This is a genomic window from Aliarcobacter skirrowii CCUG 10374 (assembly GCF_003544835.1).
Taxonomy (GTDB): Bacteria; Campylobacterota; Campylobacteria; order Campylobacterales; family Arcobacteraceae; genus Aliarcobacter; species Aliarcobacter skirrowii.
This window is the reverse complement of the sequence record NZ_CP032099.1, coordinates 1,545,189-1,562,124: the sequence shown is the minus strand read 5'-3', so window position 1 is coordinate 1,562,124 and position 16,936 is coordinate 1,545,189. Positions and strand designations below refer to the sequence as shown.

Annotated in this window: 15 protein-coding genes and 8 tRNA genes; 11 read left to right on the top strand and 12 right to left on the bottom strand. The window is 28.8% G+C overall.

Translation table 11 applies throughout. The features are described 5' to 3' along the window. Window positions 1-62: 62 nt before the first annotated feature. From ASKIR_RS08190 to ASKIR_RS08145, 10 genes are all read right to left on the bottom strand, one after another. A tRNA-Asp gene (locus ASKIR_RS08190) sits at window positions 63-139 on the bottom strand. 13 nt (window positions 140-152) lie between these two features. Continuing rightward, window positions 153-228 (bottom strand) — tRNA-Val (locus ASKIR_RS08185). Between the two features lie 27 nt (window positions 229-255). Then, a tRNA-Glu gene (locus tag ASKIR_RS08180) sits at window positions 256-330 on the bottom strand. A 19-nt stretch (window positions 331-349) separates the two neighbouring features. Further along, window positions 350-425 (bottom strand) — tRNA-Lys (locus ASKIR_RS08175). Between the two features lie 15 nt (window positions 426-440). Beyond that, a tRNA-Asp gene (locus ASKIR_RS08170) sits at window positions 441-517 on the bottom strand. Window positions 518-530: 13 nt separating this feature from the next. Then, window positions 531-606, bottom strand: a tRNA-Val gene (locus ASKIR_RS08165). Window positions 607-622: 16 nt separating this feature from the next. Next, window positions 623-697 (bottom strand) — tRNA-Glu (locus tag ASKIR_RS08160). Between the two features lie 19 nt (window positions 698-716). Continuing rightward, a tRNA-Lys gene (locus tag ASKIR_RS08155) sits at window positions 717-792 on the bottom strand. A 59-nt stretch (window positions 793-851) separates the two neighbouring features. Next, window positions 852-1,355: a CinA family protein gene (locus ASKIR_RS08150; RefSeq protein WP_066350049.1), complete on the bottom strand. Its 504-nt coding sequence runs from the start codon at window positions 1,353-1,355 to the stop codon at window positions 852-854. Window positions 1,356-1,399: 44 nt separating this feature from the next. Next, window positions 1,400-2,758: an FAD-dependent oxidoreductase gene (locus ASKIR_RS08145; protein WP_066350051.1), complete on the bottom strand. Its 1,359-nt coding sequence runs from the start codon at window positions 2,756-2,758 to the stop codon at window positions 1,400-1,402. Between the two features lie 188 nt (window positions 2,759-2,946). On the opposite strand from ASKIR_RS08145, the gene ileS reads away from it, so the two are divergent. The 9 genes from ileS to gmk all read left to right on the top strand — a co-directional run bounded on the left by ileS (window position 2,947) and on the right by gmk (window position 12,137). Continuing rightward, window positions 2,947-5,676: an isoleucine--tRNA ligase gene (gene ileS, locus ASKIR_RS08140; protein WP_066350053.1), complete on the top strand. Its 2,730-nt coding sequence runs from the start codon at window positions 2,947-2,949 to the stop codon at window positions 5,674-5,676. Between the two features lie 115 nt (window positions 5,677-5,791). Beyond that, a complete protein-coding gene (locus ASKIR_RS08135; protein WP_066159095.1) occupies window positions 5,792-6,067 on the top strand; it encodes a NifU family protein in 276 nt (91 codons plus the stop codon). A 7-nt stretch (window positions 6,068-6,074) separates the two neighbouring features. Further along, window positions 6,075-6,671: a hypothetical protein gene (locus ASKIR_RS08130; RefSeq protein ID WP_066350055.1), complete on the top strand. Its 597-nt coding sequence runs from the start codon at window positions 6,075-6,077 to the stop codon at window positions 6,669-6,671. Further along, on the top strand, window positions 6,649-7,944 hold the full coding sequence (locus ASKIR_RS08125; protein WP_066350056.1) for a UDP-N-acetylmuramoyl-L-alanyl-D-glutamate--2,6-diaminopimelate ligase: 1,296 nt from the start codon (window positions 6,649-6,651) through the stop codon (window positions 7,942-7,944). Before ASKIR_RS08130 ends, ASKIR_RS08125 begins: the two co-directional genes overlap by 23 nt. Window positions 7,945-8,129: 185 nt before the next feature. Further along, a complete protein-coding gene (gene rpsB / locus ASKIR_RS08120; protein WP_066350057.1) occupies window positions 8,130-8,921 on the top strand; it encodes a 30S ribosomal protein S2 in 792 nt (263 codons plus the stop codon). After that, a complete protein-coding gene (tsf, locus tag ASKIR_RS08115; RefSeq protein ID WP_066350058.1) occupies window positions 8,921-9,967 on the top strand; it encodes a translation elongation factor Ts in 1,047 nt (348 codons plus the stop codon). The genes rpsB and tsf overlap by 1 nt, the downstream gene beginning before the upstream one ends. A gap of 38 nt (window positions 9,968-10,005) precedes the next feature. Then, on the top strand, window positions 10,006-10,689 hold the full coding sequence (locus ASKIR_RS08110; RefSeq protein WP_066350059.1) for an ABC transporter ATP-binding protein: 684 nt from the start codon (window positions 10,006-10,008) through the stop codon (window positions 10,687-10,689). Continuing rightward, window positions 10,686-11,513, top strand: a complete 828-nt coding sequence (locus ASKIR_RS08105; protein ID WP_066350060.1) for a hypothetical protein — start codon at window positions 10,686-10,688, stop codon at window positions 11,511-11,513. The genes ASKIR_RS08110 and ASKIR_RS08105 overlap by 4 nt, the downstream gene beginning before the upstream one ends. A 3-nt stretch (window positions 11,514-11,516) precedes the next feature. After that, window positions 11,517-12,137, top strand: coding sequence for a guanylate kinase (gene gmk / locus ASKIR_RS08100; RefSeq protein WP_066350061.1), 621 nt, complete (start codon window positions 11,517-11,519; stop codon window positions 12,135-12,137). Here the strand turns inward: gmk and ASKIR_RS08095 are convergent. Next, a complete protein-coding gene (locus ASKIR_RS08095) occupies window positions 12,134-13,753 on the bottom strand; it encodes an EAL domain-containing response regulator (protein WP_066350062.1) in 1,620 nt (539 codons plus the stop codon). The genes gmk and ASKIR_RS08095 overlap by 4 nt on opposite strands. 84 nt (window positions 13,754-13,837) lie before the next feature. Between ASKIR_RS08095 and ASKIR_RS08090 the strand changes: the two genes are divergently transcribed. Together ASKIR_RS08090 and ccoS are read left to right on the top strand one after the other, a co-directional pair. Continuing rightward, window positions 13,838-16,273: a heavy metal translocating P-type ATPase gene (locus ASKIR_RS08090; RefSeq protein ID WP_115588160.1), complete on the top strand. Its 2,436-nt coding sequence runs from the start codon at window positions 13,838-13,840 to the stop codon at window positions 16,271-16,273. Further along, window positions 16,266-16,508, top strand: a complete 243-nt coding sequence (ccoS, locus tag ASKIR_RS08085) for a cbb3-type cytochrome oxidase assembly protein CcoS (RefSeq protein ID WP_066350064.1) — start codon at window positions 16,266-16,268, stop codon at window positions 16,506-16,508. Before ASKIR_RS08090 ends, ccoS begins: the two co-directional genes overlap by 8 nt. 36 nt (window positions 16,509-16,544) lie before the next feature. Here the strand turns inward: ccoS and ASKIR_RS08080 are convergent, their stop codons facing one another. Beyond that, entirely contained in the window at window positions 16,545-16,835 is a 291-nt protein-coding gene (locus tag ASKIR_RS08080; protein WP_066159059.1) for a c-type cytochrome, read from the bottom strand. Window positions 16,836-16,936: the final 101 nt, after the last annotated feature.

Below are 16,936 nucleotides of genomic sequence, written 5' to 3'. Positions count from 1 at the left end.
GCTACCTTTAAAAATAAGTTGTAATAGTAGCTATATTTTATTGATAAAAAGATAAATTAAAATGGCGCGGCCAACGAGACTCGAACTCGCGACCTCCTGCGTGACAGGCAGGCATTCTAACCAACTAAACTATGGCCGCACCTTTTAAGAAATGGTGGTCGATATAAGACTCGAACTTATGACATCTACCTTGTAAGGGTAGCGCTCTACCAACTGAGCTAATCGACCAAAGAGGGGGATTTGTATATTTGACCTTGGTGACCCCTAGGGGATTCGAACCCCTGTGGCATGGATGAAAACCATGAATCCTAACCGTTAGATGAAGGGGCCAAGATATACAAAATAAAAATGGTGACCTGTGATGGATTCGAACCATCGGCCTCCTCATTAAAAGTGAGATGCTCTACCAGCTGAGCTAACAAGTCATAAAATAAGAAAAATGGCGCGGCCAACGAGACTCGAACTCGCGACCTCCTGCGTGACAGGCAGGCATTCTAACCAACTAAACTATGGCCGCACCTTTTAAGAAATGGTGGTCGATATAAGACTCGAACTTATGACATCTACCTTGTAAGGGTAGCGCTCTACCAACTGAGCTAATCGACCTTTGTATATTTGACCTTGGTGACCCCTAGGGGATTCGAACCCCTGTGGCATGGATGAAAACCATGAATCCTAACCGTTAGATGAAGGGGCCAAGATATACAAAATAAAAATGGTGACCTGTGATGGATTCGAACCATCGGCCTCCTCATTAAAAGTGAGATGCTCTACCAGCTGAGCTAACAAGTCATTTTTGTAATTTTAAGTTACTAAACTCAAAATGGACTGGAATTATAGTGCAAATTAAATTAATTGTCAAGAGTTTTTTTAATAAATTTTAAAATTTCTTTTAAAGAAGTAAGTGCAGCTTTTTTTTGAATCTCTTCTCTACTACCTTTGAAGTTAAAAATTTTAATTTTTTGAGCTCCAAAACTATCTGAAATTCCAATTACTACCATACCTACAGGTTTGTTTTTTGTTCCACCATTTGGTCCTGCAACCCCTGATATTGCAATACCATAAGATGCATCAAATTTTTTTATAACTCCTTTTAGCATTTCAGATACAACCTCTTTACTAACTGCTCCAAAATCTTTTAATGTTGATTTTAAAACACCAAGTTCTTGATTTTTTATCTTATTTGAGTATGTAACAATGCTTCCATTAAAAACATCACTTGAACCAGAAATTTTAGTAATCATGCTAGCAACTAATCCACCAGTACAAGACTCTGCTACTGTAATTGTAAGATGATTCTCTCTTAGTAGATTTTGTAGAGTTATCATATCTTTTTTAGAGAATTTTTTTGACATAAAAATCCTTTATGAAGAAAAAGGCTTTTGCCTTTTTCTAATTATTATTTATCATCTGTAAAATCAGCTAGGAATTTATCTTCGTAGAAAGTTTTTCCAAGATGTTTTGTAACAATTTTAATATCTCTTTCTGCATTTCCAAGACAAGAAGTTGCACCTGGAGATGGTGTCATATTAAATATGATTCCTTCTTCTTCAGTAATAGAAGCTTCACCTAACATTAGTTTTTTCTCCGTTTTATTTAAAACTTGTGGTCTAACTCCTCCAAAACCTTTTGCATACTCAATATCATCTACACTTAGTGAAGGAACAATTTTTTGTGCATCTTTAACAAAAAGTTTTTTATTAATTCCTGGAATTTCAAATAAGAAGTTTTTAAATACATAGTTTCTAATATCTGAATCTTTTAATAAATCCCAGAATATTTTCATAATACTTCCATCAAAGTTTAAAGTTTTTAAACATTGGAAGAATGATTTTCCACCTTTGTATCTTTCTAAAACTAAAAGTGCAAGAGCTGTTGGTCCAAATCTTGTTTTACCTTCACATAAGATATCTGGATCTCCATGAAGCGCTGCAAATGGAAGTTTGTCATTTTGTACCATATAAACTTTACCATTTAAGTATGTTCCATTTGTAATATAAAATGATCCAGCCATAGATAGTGAACCCATATGTTTTCCATGTCCCATTTTGTGAGCTAGATAAAGTGAATGTGCTCCTGCATTTACAACAACGAAATCAGCTGTATAAACATCTCCTTTAGTAGTTGTTACTTTAAACATTTTGTCAATTTTTTCTATCTCATCAACTTCTGAGTTAAAGAATACATCAGTAATTTTTGAACTATCAGCCTCTTTAGCAGCTTTTACAAGTTCTTTTGTCATAGCTCCAAAATCAACAGTTGTGTATTGATCATTTGTACCCATTGCAACAATTGGTTCAGGTCTATCTTTTGTTCTCTCTTTATCAGCATAAACAAGTAATGGCTCTTTTTCTCTTAAAGCCTCTTTGTCCCATAACTCTAAATATGGGAAAATCTCTTTAAATTGATTATATCTATCTGTAATAAATTTAACCTCTTTTTCTCCAACTCCAAGAGCCATTTTTTGGTGTTTGAACATAATTTTATCTTGTAAGTTGTATGCCAAACAGAACTTTTCAATCATTTTTGCAGTTCTTTTTGTAATTTTTGCTTTTTCAAATGTATAGTTTGTTTCAATATCACCAACGTGAATTGTTTGAGAATTACTTGTACCTTTTGAATTTAAAGTTGCTAAATCTTCATATTTCTCTAAAAGACAGATATTCTTTACATCTGAATATTTAGCAAGTTCAAAGAACATAGCAGCTCCTGAAATTCCACCACCAACAACGATCACTTCATAATGTTTTGCACTCATTTTATATCCTATATTTTTAATGTCAAAATTTGGGAACGATTTTATCATATAAAGTTTTGATTTTAGATAAATGAAATATTTAAAATTTGAAAATTAACTATTTTTGTTGATTAAAGTAAATTAAAACTCTTTTAGATATAATCAGCGATTTAAATAATAAGCTAAACAGATAAATATAAGGTGTTATGATGGATTATAAAGAGAGTTTACTACTACCAAAAACAGATTTTCCAATGAGAGGAAATCTTCCTTTAAATGAACCTATTAAATATAAACAATGGGATGATAAAAAAGTTTATGAAAGAATGAAACAAAATAGAGTGGGGTGTCCATCATTTACGCTTCACGATGGACCTCCTTATGCAAATGGAAATATTCATATAGGTCATGCTTTAAATAAAATTTTAAAAGATATTATAAATAAATTTCACTATTTTGATGGAAAAACTATACGATATACTCCAGGTTGGGATTGTCATGGTTTACCAATTGAGCAAAAAGTTGAAGAAAAAATAGGAAGCCAAAAGAAAAAAGAGCTTCCAAAATCAAAATTAAGACAACTTTGTAGAGATCATGCAACAAAATTTGTTGAAATTCAAAAAGATGAGTTTAAACAACTTGGAGTTATTGCTGATTGGGAAAATCCATATTTAACAATGGATTTTAAATTTGAAGCAAATATTTATAGAGAGCTTTGTGCAATTGCAAAACAAGGATTATTGGTTCAAAGAAGTAAACCTGTTTATTGGTCATGGGCAGCTCAAACAGCTTTAGCTGAAGCTGAAGTTGAGTATGAAGATAAAACTTCACCTTCAATTTATGTGGCATTTAAACATCAAGATCTTGATGCTAGTATTATTATTTGGACAACAACACCTTGGACACTACCAGCAAATCAAGCGATTGCACTAAATAAAGATGAAGAGTATGTTCTTACAAGTGATAAATTTATAGTAGCTCGTAAACTATATAACTCTTTAATTGAGCAAGAGGTTATAAAAGGGTCTATTATTGAGACAATAGATGTATTAAAATTAGAGAATACAAAGGCTACAAATCCACTAAATGGTAGAGACTCTAGAGTTATTTTTGGTGAGCATGTTTTAATGGATTCTGGAAGTGGAGCAGTTCACACAGCACCAGGACATGGAGAAGATGACTATAAAGTATCACTTAAATATGGTATTGAAGTGATTATGCCAGTTGATGCTTATGGAAAATATGATGAAACAATTATTAGAGAAAAACTATTTAAAGATTGTGATAAATATTTAGGATTAAATGTATTTAAAGCAAATGAGTTGATTTTAGAAGAGTTAGGAGCTGCTTTATTAAAAAGAGTAGATATTAGACACTCTTATCCACACTGTTGGAGAACTCATACACCAATTATTTTTAGAGCAACAAAACAGTGGTTTATATCTATTGATGATGAGTATGGAAATAAAAACAAAACTTTAAGAGAAAATGCTCTTGAGGTGGTTGAAAATCTAAAATTCTATCCAGAGTGGGGAAGAAATAGATTAAAAGCTATGCTTGATGGAAGACCTGATTGGTGTATTAGTAGACAGCGAGATTGGGGAGTTCCAATTGCATTTTTCAGAAATAAAAAAACTGATGAGATAATTTTTGATGAAAAAGTATTAAACTTTACAGCAATGATCTTTGAACAACATGGTTGTGATGCTTGGTATGATATGGAAATTAAAGATTTATTATATCCTGGAAGTGGATTAAATCCTGATGATTTAGAAAAAACTTTGGATATTTTGGATGTTTGGTTTGATAGTGGAAGTACACAAAATGCTGTTTTAAGAAGTGGAAATTATGATGCTGGAACATTCCCAGCTGATATGTATCTTGAAGGAAGTGATCAACATAGAGGTTGGTTTCAATCATCACTTCTTACAACACTTGCAAGTAGTGAAGTTGCACCTTATAAATCTATTTTAACTCATGGATTCACTGTTGATGAAAAGGGTGAAAAAATGAGTAAATCTAAAGGAAATGTTGTAGCTCCCAATAAAGTATTAAAAGAGTATGGAAGTGAAATTTTAAGACTTTGGGTTGCTATGAGTGATTATCAAAGTGATTTGAAAATCTCTGATAATATTTTAAAACAAAATGGTGAACTTTATAGAAAAATAAGAAATACAGCAAGATTTTTACTTGCAAATATTGATGGACTTGATTCATTAGTTGATGTATCTAAACTTGGAGTTTTAGATAAGTGGATTTTAGAGAAAGCAAAAAGAGTTTTTGATGAGATAGAGTCTAGTTTTAAAATCTATGAGTTTTCAAAAGGTTTAAATAAACTAAATAACTTTTTAGTTGTTGATTTATCAGGAATTTATTTAGATGTTTGTAAAGATAGATTATATTGTGATGATAAAAATGATATTCATAGAACTGCATCTCAAACAGCTATGGCTATGATTACTAAAAAATTAATTAGTACATTAGCATGTATTTTAACTTATACAATGGATGAGTTACTTGAGTTTGCACCAAAAATTATAAAAGGTGATGCAAAAGATATTTTTGATTTTGAAAAATATAACCTTCCAGATGTAAAATCTGAAATAAAAGATGAGTTGTTTGTAGAAGCAAAAGAGAAGTTCTCAGAAATAAAAGATGCTTTAAGTAAAGAAAAAATCATAAAATCTACTTTAGAATTAGAGATAGTTACAGATAATAAAGAGTTTTTATCTTTAGATGAGGTAGAATCAAGTGATTGGTTTTTAGTTAGTAAATTATCAAATATAACTTCAAGCAAAGAATTACTAGGAAGTTTCAAACTTGAAGATAACGAGTTTAAAGTTTACAAAGCAAGTGGACATAAATGTCCTAGATGTTGGAAATATACTTCAACAAAAGAAGAAACACTATGTTCTAGATGTGAAGAAGTGATTAAGTAATGTTTGAAAATGAAGTTACTCTTACATTTATATTCCAAACTATAGCAGTTATATTAGTAATAACTGCTATTGGAATATTTTTTGTAAAAAAGTATAAAAAAAAAGGTAAATAAAAATGTTTCCATTTAATGATGAGGATTTGCTTGATCCTGTAAAAAATATAATAAGTAAAAAAATATCTCCTATGCTTGCACGAGATGGTGGAGCAATTGAGTTATTAGATATAAAAAATGCAAAAGTTTATATTCAGTTACAAGGTGCTTGTGTTGGATGTAGTGCAAGTGGAAGTACACTAAAATATGTAGTAGAAAAAGAGCTTAAAAGTGCAATACATCCAGATTTAAAAATAATTAATGTTCCAATAGGAAAAGAGAACTATTTAGAGGATTAATAACTACATGATAAACGAAAATAGAGTATTAAATGATGCGCATTCGCTTTTTGCTCAAAGAAGATTTGAAAAAGCACTTTTTTTGTACTCTTTATTGGTAGATAATTTTCCACAAAAAGATGAGTACAAAATATATGCACTTTTTTGTGATATTGCTTTAGAAGATGCTTCAAAAGCAATAGCTTTGTTTGACTATTTTACAATATTAAAAGATGATGATTTGCAAGAAGCAATAGATTATGTAAAAGGTGTTATAAAGGCTTACGATGGAGACATTGATAAGATGATGATGCTTTTAAAAGAGCTTAATTTGACAACTGTAAATCAGCTTGATGCTATAAATTATAGTGATTTTAAAAAGTTAATTGAACAAAGAGGCTCATTTAAAGTTGCTTTTGAAGATATTATGTTCTCTACAAAAGTAGCAATTGAATCAAAAGATGATTTTTATGATTTTGTTACAAAACTTATAGATAATGGTTTTAGTAATATGGCATATAACTATCTTGAGGGTTTTAATGAATATTTTATTCATGATAAAGAGATAGTAAAACTTTATAAAAGATTGGAAGAGAAGAGTAATGAAGTTAATCATAAAGAATAAAATCTTTACAGATAATACAAATGAGTTAGAAAAAGATAGTATCTTTGTATTATCAAAAAATAATGAAAAATTTAAAGATATTGCTATAAATGGTGGTTTTAAGATAATAGAATCAAAAAATTTGAAAAACTATTTAGATATGAGTTCTATTAAAATTATTGGAATTACAGGGACAAATGGAAAAACAACAACAGCTACAACAATTTATAAAATTCTTTTAAATTTGGGTTATAAAGTAGCTCTTCAAGGAACTAGAGGATTTTTTATAAATGAAAATCAAGTTGAAGATTATTCACTTACAACTCCAGTTCAAATTGGAAATTTTGTAAATATTCAAAAAGCTATAGAAAATTCATGTCAATTTTTTGTAATGGAAGTAAGCTCTCACGCAATATCTCAAAATAGAATCGAAGGTTTACATTTTGCTTTAAAAATTCATACAAATATTACAAGAGATCATTTAGATTATCATAAAACTATTGAAGAGTATATAGATGTAAAAAACTCATTCTTAAGTGATGAGAGCACAAAATTAGTAAATATTGATGATGAAGTTTTAAAATATAACTCAAAAAACGCTTTTACTTACTCTTTAAAAAATAGTTCTAATTTTCAAGTTATAAATAAAACTATTGAGAATAAAATGAGTGTTGAATTTATATATGAAGATAAAAAATATAGCTTTAATACAAAAATGATGGGTATTTTTAATATCTATAATCTAATGGCTTCAATAGCTGCTGTTTTTATAACTACAAAAAGAGCTTTAGATGAAATTTGCAAGGCAGTTGAGAATTTCCAAAGTGTTAGTGGAAGAATGGAGATAGTATCTCAAAAACCATTTATAATTGTAGATTTTGCTCACACTCCAGATGGTATGGATGAGGTTTTAAAAAGTTTTCCAAACAAAGATATAATTTGTGTTTTTGGAGCTGGTGGAAACCGTGATAGTGCCAAAAGACCTTTAATGGGCAAAGTTGCAAAAAAATATTCAAAACATATAGTTGTAACAAGTGATAATCCAAGATTCGAAGATCCAAAAAAAATAATAGAAGATATATTAGCAGGTATTGATGATAAATCAAATGTTATTGTAGAAGAGAATAGAGCAGAAGCTTTAAAAAAAGCTATATCTTTAACAGATGATAAAAGTGTAGTTTTGGTTCTTGGAAAAGGTGATGAAGCTACTCAAATAGTTGGTGATAAAAAATTTGAGTTTAGTGATAAAACAGAAATTCTAAAAATCTTAAACAAAATAAAAACAAAAAATTAAACAAATCTTAATTTTCTTTAGATATAATCGCAGTTCTATTTTTTAAATCAATTTGATTTTTAATTTAGTACCTCACATGTATCAATCCTTGCTCGGGTTGTGTTAGCTTAAAAACTAGCATTAAGGGATACAGAGGCTAAACCCTAGAAAAAAATAAAAACAGACATAATTCAAGGAGAATTAACATGGTTACAATGAAAGACCTATTAGAGTGTGGTGTACACTTCGGACACCAAACAAGAAGATGGAATCCAAAAATGAAAAAATTTATTTTTGGTGTTAGAAAAAATATCTATATTATAGATTTACAAAAAACTCTAAGATACTTTAGATATACATATAATGTTGTTAGAGATAGAGCAGCTGAAGGTCAAACGATGATTTTCGTTGGTACTAAAAAACAAGCTAGTGAAACTATTAAAAAAGCTGCTGAGTCTTGTGGAATGCCATATGTAAACCACAGATGGTTAGGTGGAATGCTTACAAACTTTGGAACAATTAAAAAATCAATTAGAAAATTAGAAATTATTAAAAAAATGAGAGAAGAGGGGCAATTAGACCTTCTAACTAAAAAAGAAGCTTTAATGCTTTCAAGAAAAGAAGAAAAATTAGAGTTATACCTTGGTGGTATCAAAGAGATGCACAAACTTCCAGATATGATGTTTGTTCTTGATGCTGTTAAAGAGAAAATTGCAATTGCTGAAGCTAGAAGATTAGGAATTACTGTTGTAGCTCCTTTAGATACAAACTGTGATCCAGATGTTGTTGATTTACCAATTCCTGGAAATGATGATGCTATTAGATCAATTCACTTATTCTGCAACGAAATGGCTGCAGCTATGAATGAAGGAAAAGCTGCTTTAGCTGAAAATGGTGCAGATGTTATTGAACCAATTTCAAAAGAAGAGCAAGATGAGGTATTAGCTGAAGCATTAGCAGAGGGTGAAAATGAGATTGCAGAAGGTGAGGAAGCATAATGGCAGCAGTTACACCACAATTAATTAAAGAGTTAAGAGAGTTAACTGGTGCTGGTATGATGGATTGTAAAAATGCTTTAAATGAGACTGGTGGAGATTTAGATAAAGCTGTTCAAGCTTTAAGAGAGGCTGGTCTTGGAAAAGCTGCTAAAAAAGCTGGAAATGTTGCTGCTGAAGGTTTAGTTGCTATTGAAATTAATAGTGACAATACAAAAGCTGTAATTTTAGAGCTTAACGCACAAACAGATTTCGTTGCAAAAAATGAAAACTTTGTAAATCTTACAAAAGAGATTACATCTCATGCTTTAAATAACGGAATTAAAGATGCACAAACTTTAAATAGCTCAACAATAAATGGGCAAGAGTTTTCAACATTTTTAGCTGAAAAAATTGCAACAATTGGTGAAAACTTAGTTGCTAGAAAATTAGAGTGTGTTGAAGGTCAAGTTGTAAATGGTTATGTTCATGTAACTGGAAGAACAGGTGTTGTTTTAGCTGCTTCTTGTGATGCTGGTGTTAAAGATAAAGCAACTGCACTTTTAAGAAACATTGCTATGCATGCATCTGCTATGAAACCAACTGTTATTTCATATAAAGATTTAGATCCAGCTTTTGTTGAATCTGAAAACAGAGCAATTAGAGCTGAGATTGAAGCTGAAAATGAAGAGTTAGTAAGATTGAAAAAACCTCTTAAAAAGATTCCAGAGTTTGTTTCTAGATCTCAATTAACTGAAGAAGCTATTGCACTAGCAAAAGCAAGATTTGAAGATGAGTTAAGAGCTGCTGGAAAACCTGAAAAAATTTGGGCAAATATTATTCCTGGACAAATTGAGAGATATATCACTGATAACACTCAATTAGATGGAAGATTTGCACTTTTATCTCAAGCTTATGTAATGAATGATAAACAAACTGTTGAGCAAGCAATTGCTGAAGTTGATCAATCAATTAAAATTACATCTTATGTTAGATTTGAACTTGGTGAAGGAATCGAGAAAAAAGAAGAAGATTTCGCAGCTGAAGTTGCAAAACAAATGGGAAAATAGTAAGTAGTTTTTAACTATTTAAAATAAAGGAGAGAGTTGTGAGTGAAAAAAAATCTAATAAAACACTCAACTCCTCTTTACTTCTAAAAGCTTCAAATATTGAACACAATTTTGATTATCCACTTTTTAAAAATATAAATTTAGATATAAAAGAGAAAGAGTCAATAGCAATTATTGGAAGTAGTGGTAGTGGAAAATCAACTCTTTTAAATATATTATCTTCACTTTTAAAGCCAACATCTGGAACTGTTGTTTTTAAAAATAAAGATATATACTCTTTAAAGCAAGATAAGCTTTTAAAAATAAGAAGAGAAGATTTTGGAATAGTTTTTCAAGCACACTATTTATTTAGAGGATTTAGTGCAATTGAGAATCTTCAAATAGCAACACTATTAAGCAAAGAGAAGATTGACAATAGACTTTTAGAGCAGTTAGATATAGCTCATGTTTTAAATCAAGGTGTTGGAGAGCTTAGTGGTGGACAGCAACAAAGATTATCTATTGCTAGAATTTTAATGAAAAAACCAAATATAATATTTGCAGATGAACCAACGGGAAATTTAGATAAAAAAACTGCAAATATAGTTATGAATACACTTTTTGAATATATAAAAAATAATAATGCGGCACTTGTTTTAGTTACTCATGAAGATGATTTAGCTTTCAAGTGTGATAGAGTTTTTAAGTTGGAGGATTTAAGCTTGAAGGAGATTTTAAAATGAAATTGCTTCTAATTTGTAATACAGCAATAATTGAGCATATATTTAATTTAGTTTGTAAAAGATTAGGAATTGATTTAAATATTGAAAGAAATACAAAATTTCAAGGTAAATTTGACTTTATTGTTGTTGATCAACCTTTTATTGGAAGTGATTTTTTAAAGTTAAAAAGATTTACAAAAAAACTTGCAGCTATTAACTCTGAAGAGTTAAGCTATGACCTTCCAAGCGATTTTGTAGTTCCTAGACCTTTTTTACCAACAAAACTTGAAGCTATATTAAAAGAGCAGATAAAGATTTTAAAAGATGAGATTGAAAATGGTCACAATTTTGATACATTTAAAGATAGTTTAGTTAAAGATAACTATATTGAAGATTCGCAAAGTTTTAATGAGATGCAAGAAAAAGAGAGTGATTTAGCTGAGGATTTTTTTGAAACTTTAATTGAAGATGATTTTGATGATGGTTTTTTTAGAAAAAATGATTTAGATGATGAGAGTATTGTATCTTTAAACTCTATTAGACAAGGTGGAGTTCTAGATAAAAGTGAGTTAAAAAAGATAAATAGCTTTTTAGATGATAAAAGTGAGAATATACAAAAATTAGAAGAGAGAGATTGGAAAGATATCACTGATATTATTGATGATGCACTTGATGAAGTAAAAGATTATGAATTTGATTTAGAAAAAGAGGATTATACTTTAGTTTTAAATAGATTTAAAATGGATGAATTAAAGCCACTTTTACTTAAATTAAATCAAAATATAATAGATAGGTTAGCTAGAAATGAAGTTATAAATCTTAAAATTTCGCTAAAAGGAGAGTAATTTATGAATGAACTAAGAGGTGCGGTATTAATTGTTTCAGGACCTAGTGGTTGTGGAAAATCTACTCTATTAAAAGAAGTTATAAAAAATATTCCAAATCTATATTTTTCTATCTCTACAACAACAAGAGAGCCAAGAGAAGCAGAAGAAGATGGAATTGATTACTTTTTTGTAAGTAAAGAGAAGTTTGAAGAGGATATAAAAGATGCAAACTTTTTAGAGTATGCAAAAGTTCATGACAACTATTATGGGACTTCACTTAAACCAGTAATTGAAGCCTTAAATGCTGGAAAATTAGTTATATTTGATATTGATGTTCAAGGGCACAAAATTATAAGAAAAAAACTTCAAAATCTAATAACTTCTGTATTTATTACAACTCCAACAAAAAAGATATTAGAACAAAGATTAATTGCAAGAGCAACTGATAGTGAAGATAGTATTAATAAAAGAGTTGAAAATGCAAGAGTTGAGATGGAGGAGTTTTTAGATTATGATTATTTAATTGTAAATGAAAACTTAAATGAGGCAAAAAAACAGATTTTGGCTATTGCAACAGCTGCAAGAGTAAAGTCAAAACTATATTCAAAAGATGAGATAGTAAATAGTTGGCTAGAAGCCTAAACTATCTCTTCAAATGTTAAAGGCTTGTCAAAATAGTAACCTTGAGAGTAGTCTATATTTAGAGCCTTAACTTTTTCATAAATATTTTCAGTTGCTACAAACTCAGCAATTGTTTTTATATGAAAATCCTTAGCAATACTTGCGATTGTTCTTACAATTATCTCAAGCTCTTTTGAGTTGTGAATATCTTTTATTAATGAGCCATCTATTTTTACAAAACTAATATCTAACTTTGATAAAATATGAAAATTTGAGTAGCCAGCACCAAAATCATCAATACCAACTTTACAACTATATTTAGATACATTTGTAATAAAATCTTTTATGATATTAAAATCTATAATCTCTTCACTCTCCAATAGTTCAAACTCAAGATTGTTTACAAACTCTCTGTTTTTTTCTAAAAAGTCATAAATATATTTTTTTGTTTTATCATCTATTAAATCTACATAAGAGATATTTATAGATACTTTTTTCTTTTTCTCTTTTATTAGTTTTAAAGAGTCATCTAAAATAACTTTTACAATATTTTGATAAAGTCTAGTTTTTTTTGCAACTTCTAAAAACTCATAAGGACCGTGAACTTTTCCATCAAGACTTATGTATCTAATAAGTGCTTCATATTTTAAAACTTCTTTAGTTTTTGTATCAACAATAGGTTGAAAAAATGCTTTTAATAAGTTCTCTTTAAAACCTTGTTTTAAAAGTTTTATCCACATAATATTTTGCTCAAAAGATTTATGAATATTATATGAATCCTCATAAATCATAATTTTTTGGAATTTTTTTCTAGCATAGTTTATAATTCTTTTTGTATATTTATAAGCTTGTTCTCCATCACCTTTTGCAATACCAATTGTAACATTTACATCAATCTCATTATCATCAATTAAAAAAGCATCACTTTCAATCGTATCTAGAAAATCTCTACAGATTACAAAAAAAGTATCTATATCAATAGTATTTTTTGGACTTACGGCAAATTTATCTGACTCAATTCTATAAAGAGAAAAATCTTTTGAACTAAAATAGTTTCTCATTTTTGATGCAAATTCAATTAAAATTTTATCTCCAATTTTTTCACCAAATAGATCATTTGTTGCTAAAAACTCATCAATATCCAATAGTGCTAATAGATCATTGTTTGAGTATTTTAAATCTTTTTGAAGTCTATTTTTATTTGCAAGTTTTGTAAGATTATCTGTATATAAATCTTTTAACTCATGATAATTTAAGGATTGAAGCATTGCTTGAAGAAGTTTTGATATATCAATTGGTTTAAGAACATATTTATCAACACCAATATTTATGGCTTCAAGTAAATACTCTTTATTTGAAAATGCAGTTGCTATAATAATTGGAATTTTAGGATTTATCTCTTTAATTTTTTTAATCATATCCATACCTGATAAAATAGGCATATTTATATCGGTTATTATTAAATCAATACTATCTTGATGCTCTAAAAATAGATTAAATCCCTCTTCTCCATTTGAAGCAACATATTGCGTTTTTGTAAATGATTTTAAGAATTCAGATGTAATATCTCTTAACTCTTTCTCATCTTCAGCATAAAGTACATTAACATTTTTTAGCCTATCTATATCTTTGTTCATTAAACCACTCTTTGAAAATAAATAAGATATAATACTTAAATTTTTTTATATATAGTTTAATAATAAGCGGTTAGGAGACTTTTTTTGTCAAAAATAGTATGTAATCATTGTCATTTATCATTTGATAGTAGTGTAATGATAAAAGAGAATGATTTAAATTTTTGTTGCGGTGGTTGTCAAAGTGTTTATCATATTTTAAAAGATGAAAATCTTGACTCTTTTTATGAAAAGCTTGGAAATAAGAGCATAAAAGCTCCTCTTCAAATCTCTAATGATGATTTATCAAAATTTGACTCTCAAAATTTTTTAGATAACTACACATCAAAAACAAAAGATGGTTTTACTCAAATTGATTTAATACTTGAAGGAATTCATTGTGCTGCTTGTATTTGGTTAAATGAGAAGATTTTGTATGATACAAAAGGTGTTATTGAAGCAAATATCAATTTTACAACAAATAAGGCTAGAGTTGTTTTTAATAGTGATATTTTAAAGCTATCAGATATTATAAAAAAGATTAGAGCAATTGGTTACAACGCTTATGCTTATGATTCAAGTGTGGCTGATGTTCAGGCAAAAAAAGCGAAACAAGACTATTTTGTAAGAATGATGGTAGCTGTTGTTTGTACTATGAATATTATGATGCTAAGTGTTGCAAAATATACAGGCTTTTTTACAGGAATGAGCAATGAAGTAAAAGATATGATTCATTTTGCTGAGTTTATTCTAACAACTCCAGTTTTGTTTTATAGTGGGTTTGTTTTTTATAAAGGTGCTTATTATGGAGTAAAAAACCGTATGGTAAATATGGATTTACTTGTAAGTACAGGTGCATCTTTAACCTATCTTTACTCACTTAGTGTGATGCTTGGAGCAAAGGGTGAGAGCTATTTTGATTCAGTTGCTATGATTATAACTTTTGTTTTGGTTGGAAAATATCTTGAAGTTATTGGAAAAAAATCAGCAGTTGATACACTTGATAAAATAAAATCAACTCTACCTTTAGAAGCTGTTGTAATAGAGAATGGGAAAAAAGAGACAAGAGCTTTAAACTCTATAAAAGTTGGAGATATTATTGAACTTAAAATTGGAGAGAAAGTTCCAGTTGATGGAAAAATTGTATTTGGAAGTGCATCATTTGATGAGTCAAGTTTAACAGGAGAATCAACTCCTGTTTATAAAAAACAAGATGATATTATATATAGTGGAACTGCTATTTTAGACTCTTTAATTCATTTTGAAGTTACAAAAGATTTTAAAAACTCTACTTTTTCATCAATTGTAACTTTACTTGAAGATTCACTAAATTCAAAACCAAAAATCCAAACTTTGGCAAATAAGCTATCAAGAGGGTTTAGTTTAACAATTCTTACTATTGCATTTGCTACTTTTTTGGTTTGGTACTATTTTGGTCTTGATTTAGGTTTTTACTTTGAAAATACAAATCAATTTGAAAGATCATTTATAACAGCTGTTTCAGTTGTTGTAATTGCTTGTCCTTGTGCTTTAGCACTTGCAACTCCAATGGCAAGTTTGGTTGGAATTTCACAATTAGCAAAAAAATCTTTGCTTTTAAAAGAGGCTAAATATATTGAGACAATTGCAAATGCAAATATTGTAGTTTTTGATAAAACAGGAACACTTACAAAAGGTGAGCTAAAAGTAGAAAATTCACAAATTTTTAGTGAAGATAAAAATATCTTAAATCTTTTATATTCACTTTTAGATAGTTCAAATCATCCAGTAAGCCTTGCAGTTAAAAAATATTTAGAAAAAAATTACTCTTTAGAGAAATTAACTTTAGAAGATGTAAAAAATATTGAAGCAAAAGGTTTAAGTGCAAAATATAAAGATTTATCTCTTTTGGGTGGAAATATAGAGCTTCAAAAAGAGTTTGGAATTGATATTGATTTTACAACTTTTAAAACTATATACTCTTTTTCAGTAGATAAAAAAATAGTTGCTATTTTTGAATTAAGTGATGAGATAAAAGATGATGCAAAAGAGCTAATAGATTATTTAAAGAGTAAAAATATAAAAAGTGTAATGCTAACTGGAGATAATGGTTTTGTTGCAAAAGAGGTTGCAAATGAGCTTAAAATAGATGAGTTCTATTTTAATCAAACTCCACAAAATAAAGCAGATTTTATCAAAAAACTAAAAGATGATGAAAAAATTGTTGTAATGGTTGGGGATGGAGTTAATGATAGTGTTGCACTAGCTTCAAGTGATGTTGCAATTGCTATGGGAAATTCAGCTGATGTTTCAATGCTTGTATCTGATATTGTGATTTTAAATTCAAAATTAAAAGCACTAGAAGATACTTTTAAAATATCAAAAAAGACATATAAACATATTAAACAGAATTTGGCTTTTTCACTTATTTATAACTCTGTAACAATTCCTTTAGCAATGGCTGGATATGTTATTCCTCTTGTAGCAGCTCTTTCAATGAGTTTAAGCTCACTTGTAGTTATTTTTAACTCACTAAGAATTAAATTAAAGGATAAAAATGATTGATGATACACTATTTTTTATGTTAATTGTGGGACTTATAATCTCAGCTGGAATGTTACTTTTGTTTATTTGGGCAGCAAAAAATGGTCAATTTGATGATGCAAATAAAATTACAAGTGGTTTACTTTTTGATAGTGTTGATGATTTAAATGATGCTATAAAAAAAGAGCAAGCTATTAAAGATGCAAAAAAAGATAGCTTAGAGAAAGAAAAAGAGCAAAAAAAAGAGGATAAGTAAAACTTATCCTCTTTGATTTAGTAAAATAATCTTAGATTATTTTCCCATATATTCAGCTAACTCTTTAATATCAGCATCACTTAATCTTGTTGCATAACCTTTCATAAGTGCTTTCATAGGACCACCATAAGATCCATCTTTATAACCATTTAAAGCTTTTACTATATTTTCTTTAGTTTGGTTAGCTGGAACAAACGATTTACTTTGAGTAGTTACATTTATTTCACCTTTAACTCCATGACATGCTTTACATGTAGCATAAGATGCTGGTGCAGCTGCAAAAGCAAATGCTGATAAAGCAATAGTTGTTAGAATGATTTTTTTCATCTTTTCTCCTTTAAAATTTTAAGCTGTATTCTAACTATATTTTCTTTGTAATTCTCTTAATAAAAAAGGTTAATAAATTATTACAATTAAAAATATATTAA

Coding starts and splice junctions, on each gene's coding strand:
- ASKIR_RS08105 (WP_066350060.1), top strand. CDS start 10,686: ATGAAATTGCTTCTAATTTGTAATACAGCAATAATTGAGCATATATTT.
- tsf (WP_066350058.1), top strand. CDS start 8,921: ATGGCAGCAGTTACACCACAATTAATTAAAGAGTTAAGAGAGTTAACT.
- ASKIR_RS08150 (WP_066350049.1), bottom strand. CDS start 1,355: ATGTCAAAAAAATTCTCTAAAAAAGATATGATAACTCTACAAAATCTA.
- ASKIR_RS08125 (WP_066350056.1), top strand. CDS start 6,649: ATGAAGTTAATCATAAAGAATAAAATCTTTACAGATAATACAAATGAG.
- ASKIR_RS08080 (WP_066159059.1), bottom strand. CDS start 16,835: ATGAAAAAAATCATTCTAACAACTATTGCTTTATCAGCATTTGCTTTT.
- gmk (WP_066350061.1), top strand. CDS start 11,517: ATGAATGAACTAAGAGGTGCGGTATTAATTGTTTCAGGACCTAGTGGT.
- ASKIR_RS08095 (WP_066350062.1), bottom strand. CDS start 13,753: ATGAACAAAGATATAGATAGGCTAAAAAATGTTAATGTACTTTATGCT.
- ASKIR_RS08130 (WP_066350055.1), top strand. CDS start 6,075: ATGATAAACGAAAATAGAGTATTAAATGATGCGCATTCGCTTTTTGCT.
- ASKIR_RS08145 (WP_066350051.1), bottom strand. CDS start 2,758: ATGAGTGCAAAACATTATGAAGTGATCGTTGTTGGTGGTGGAATTTCA.
- rpsB (WP_066350057.1), top strand. CDS start 8,130: ATGGTTACAATGAAAGACCTATTAGAGTGTGGTGTACACTTCGGACAC.
- ASKIR_RS08135 (WP_066159095.1), top strand. CDS start 5,792: ATGTTTCCATTTAATGATGAGGATTTGCTTGATCCTGTAAAAAATATA.
- ileS (WP_066350053.1), top strand. CDS start 2,947: ATGGATTATAAAGAGAGTTTACTACTACCAAAAACAGATTTTCCAATG.
- ccoS (WP_066350064.1), top strand. CDS start 16,266: ATGATTGATGATACACTATTTTTTATGTTAATTGTGGGACTTATAATC.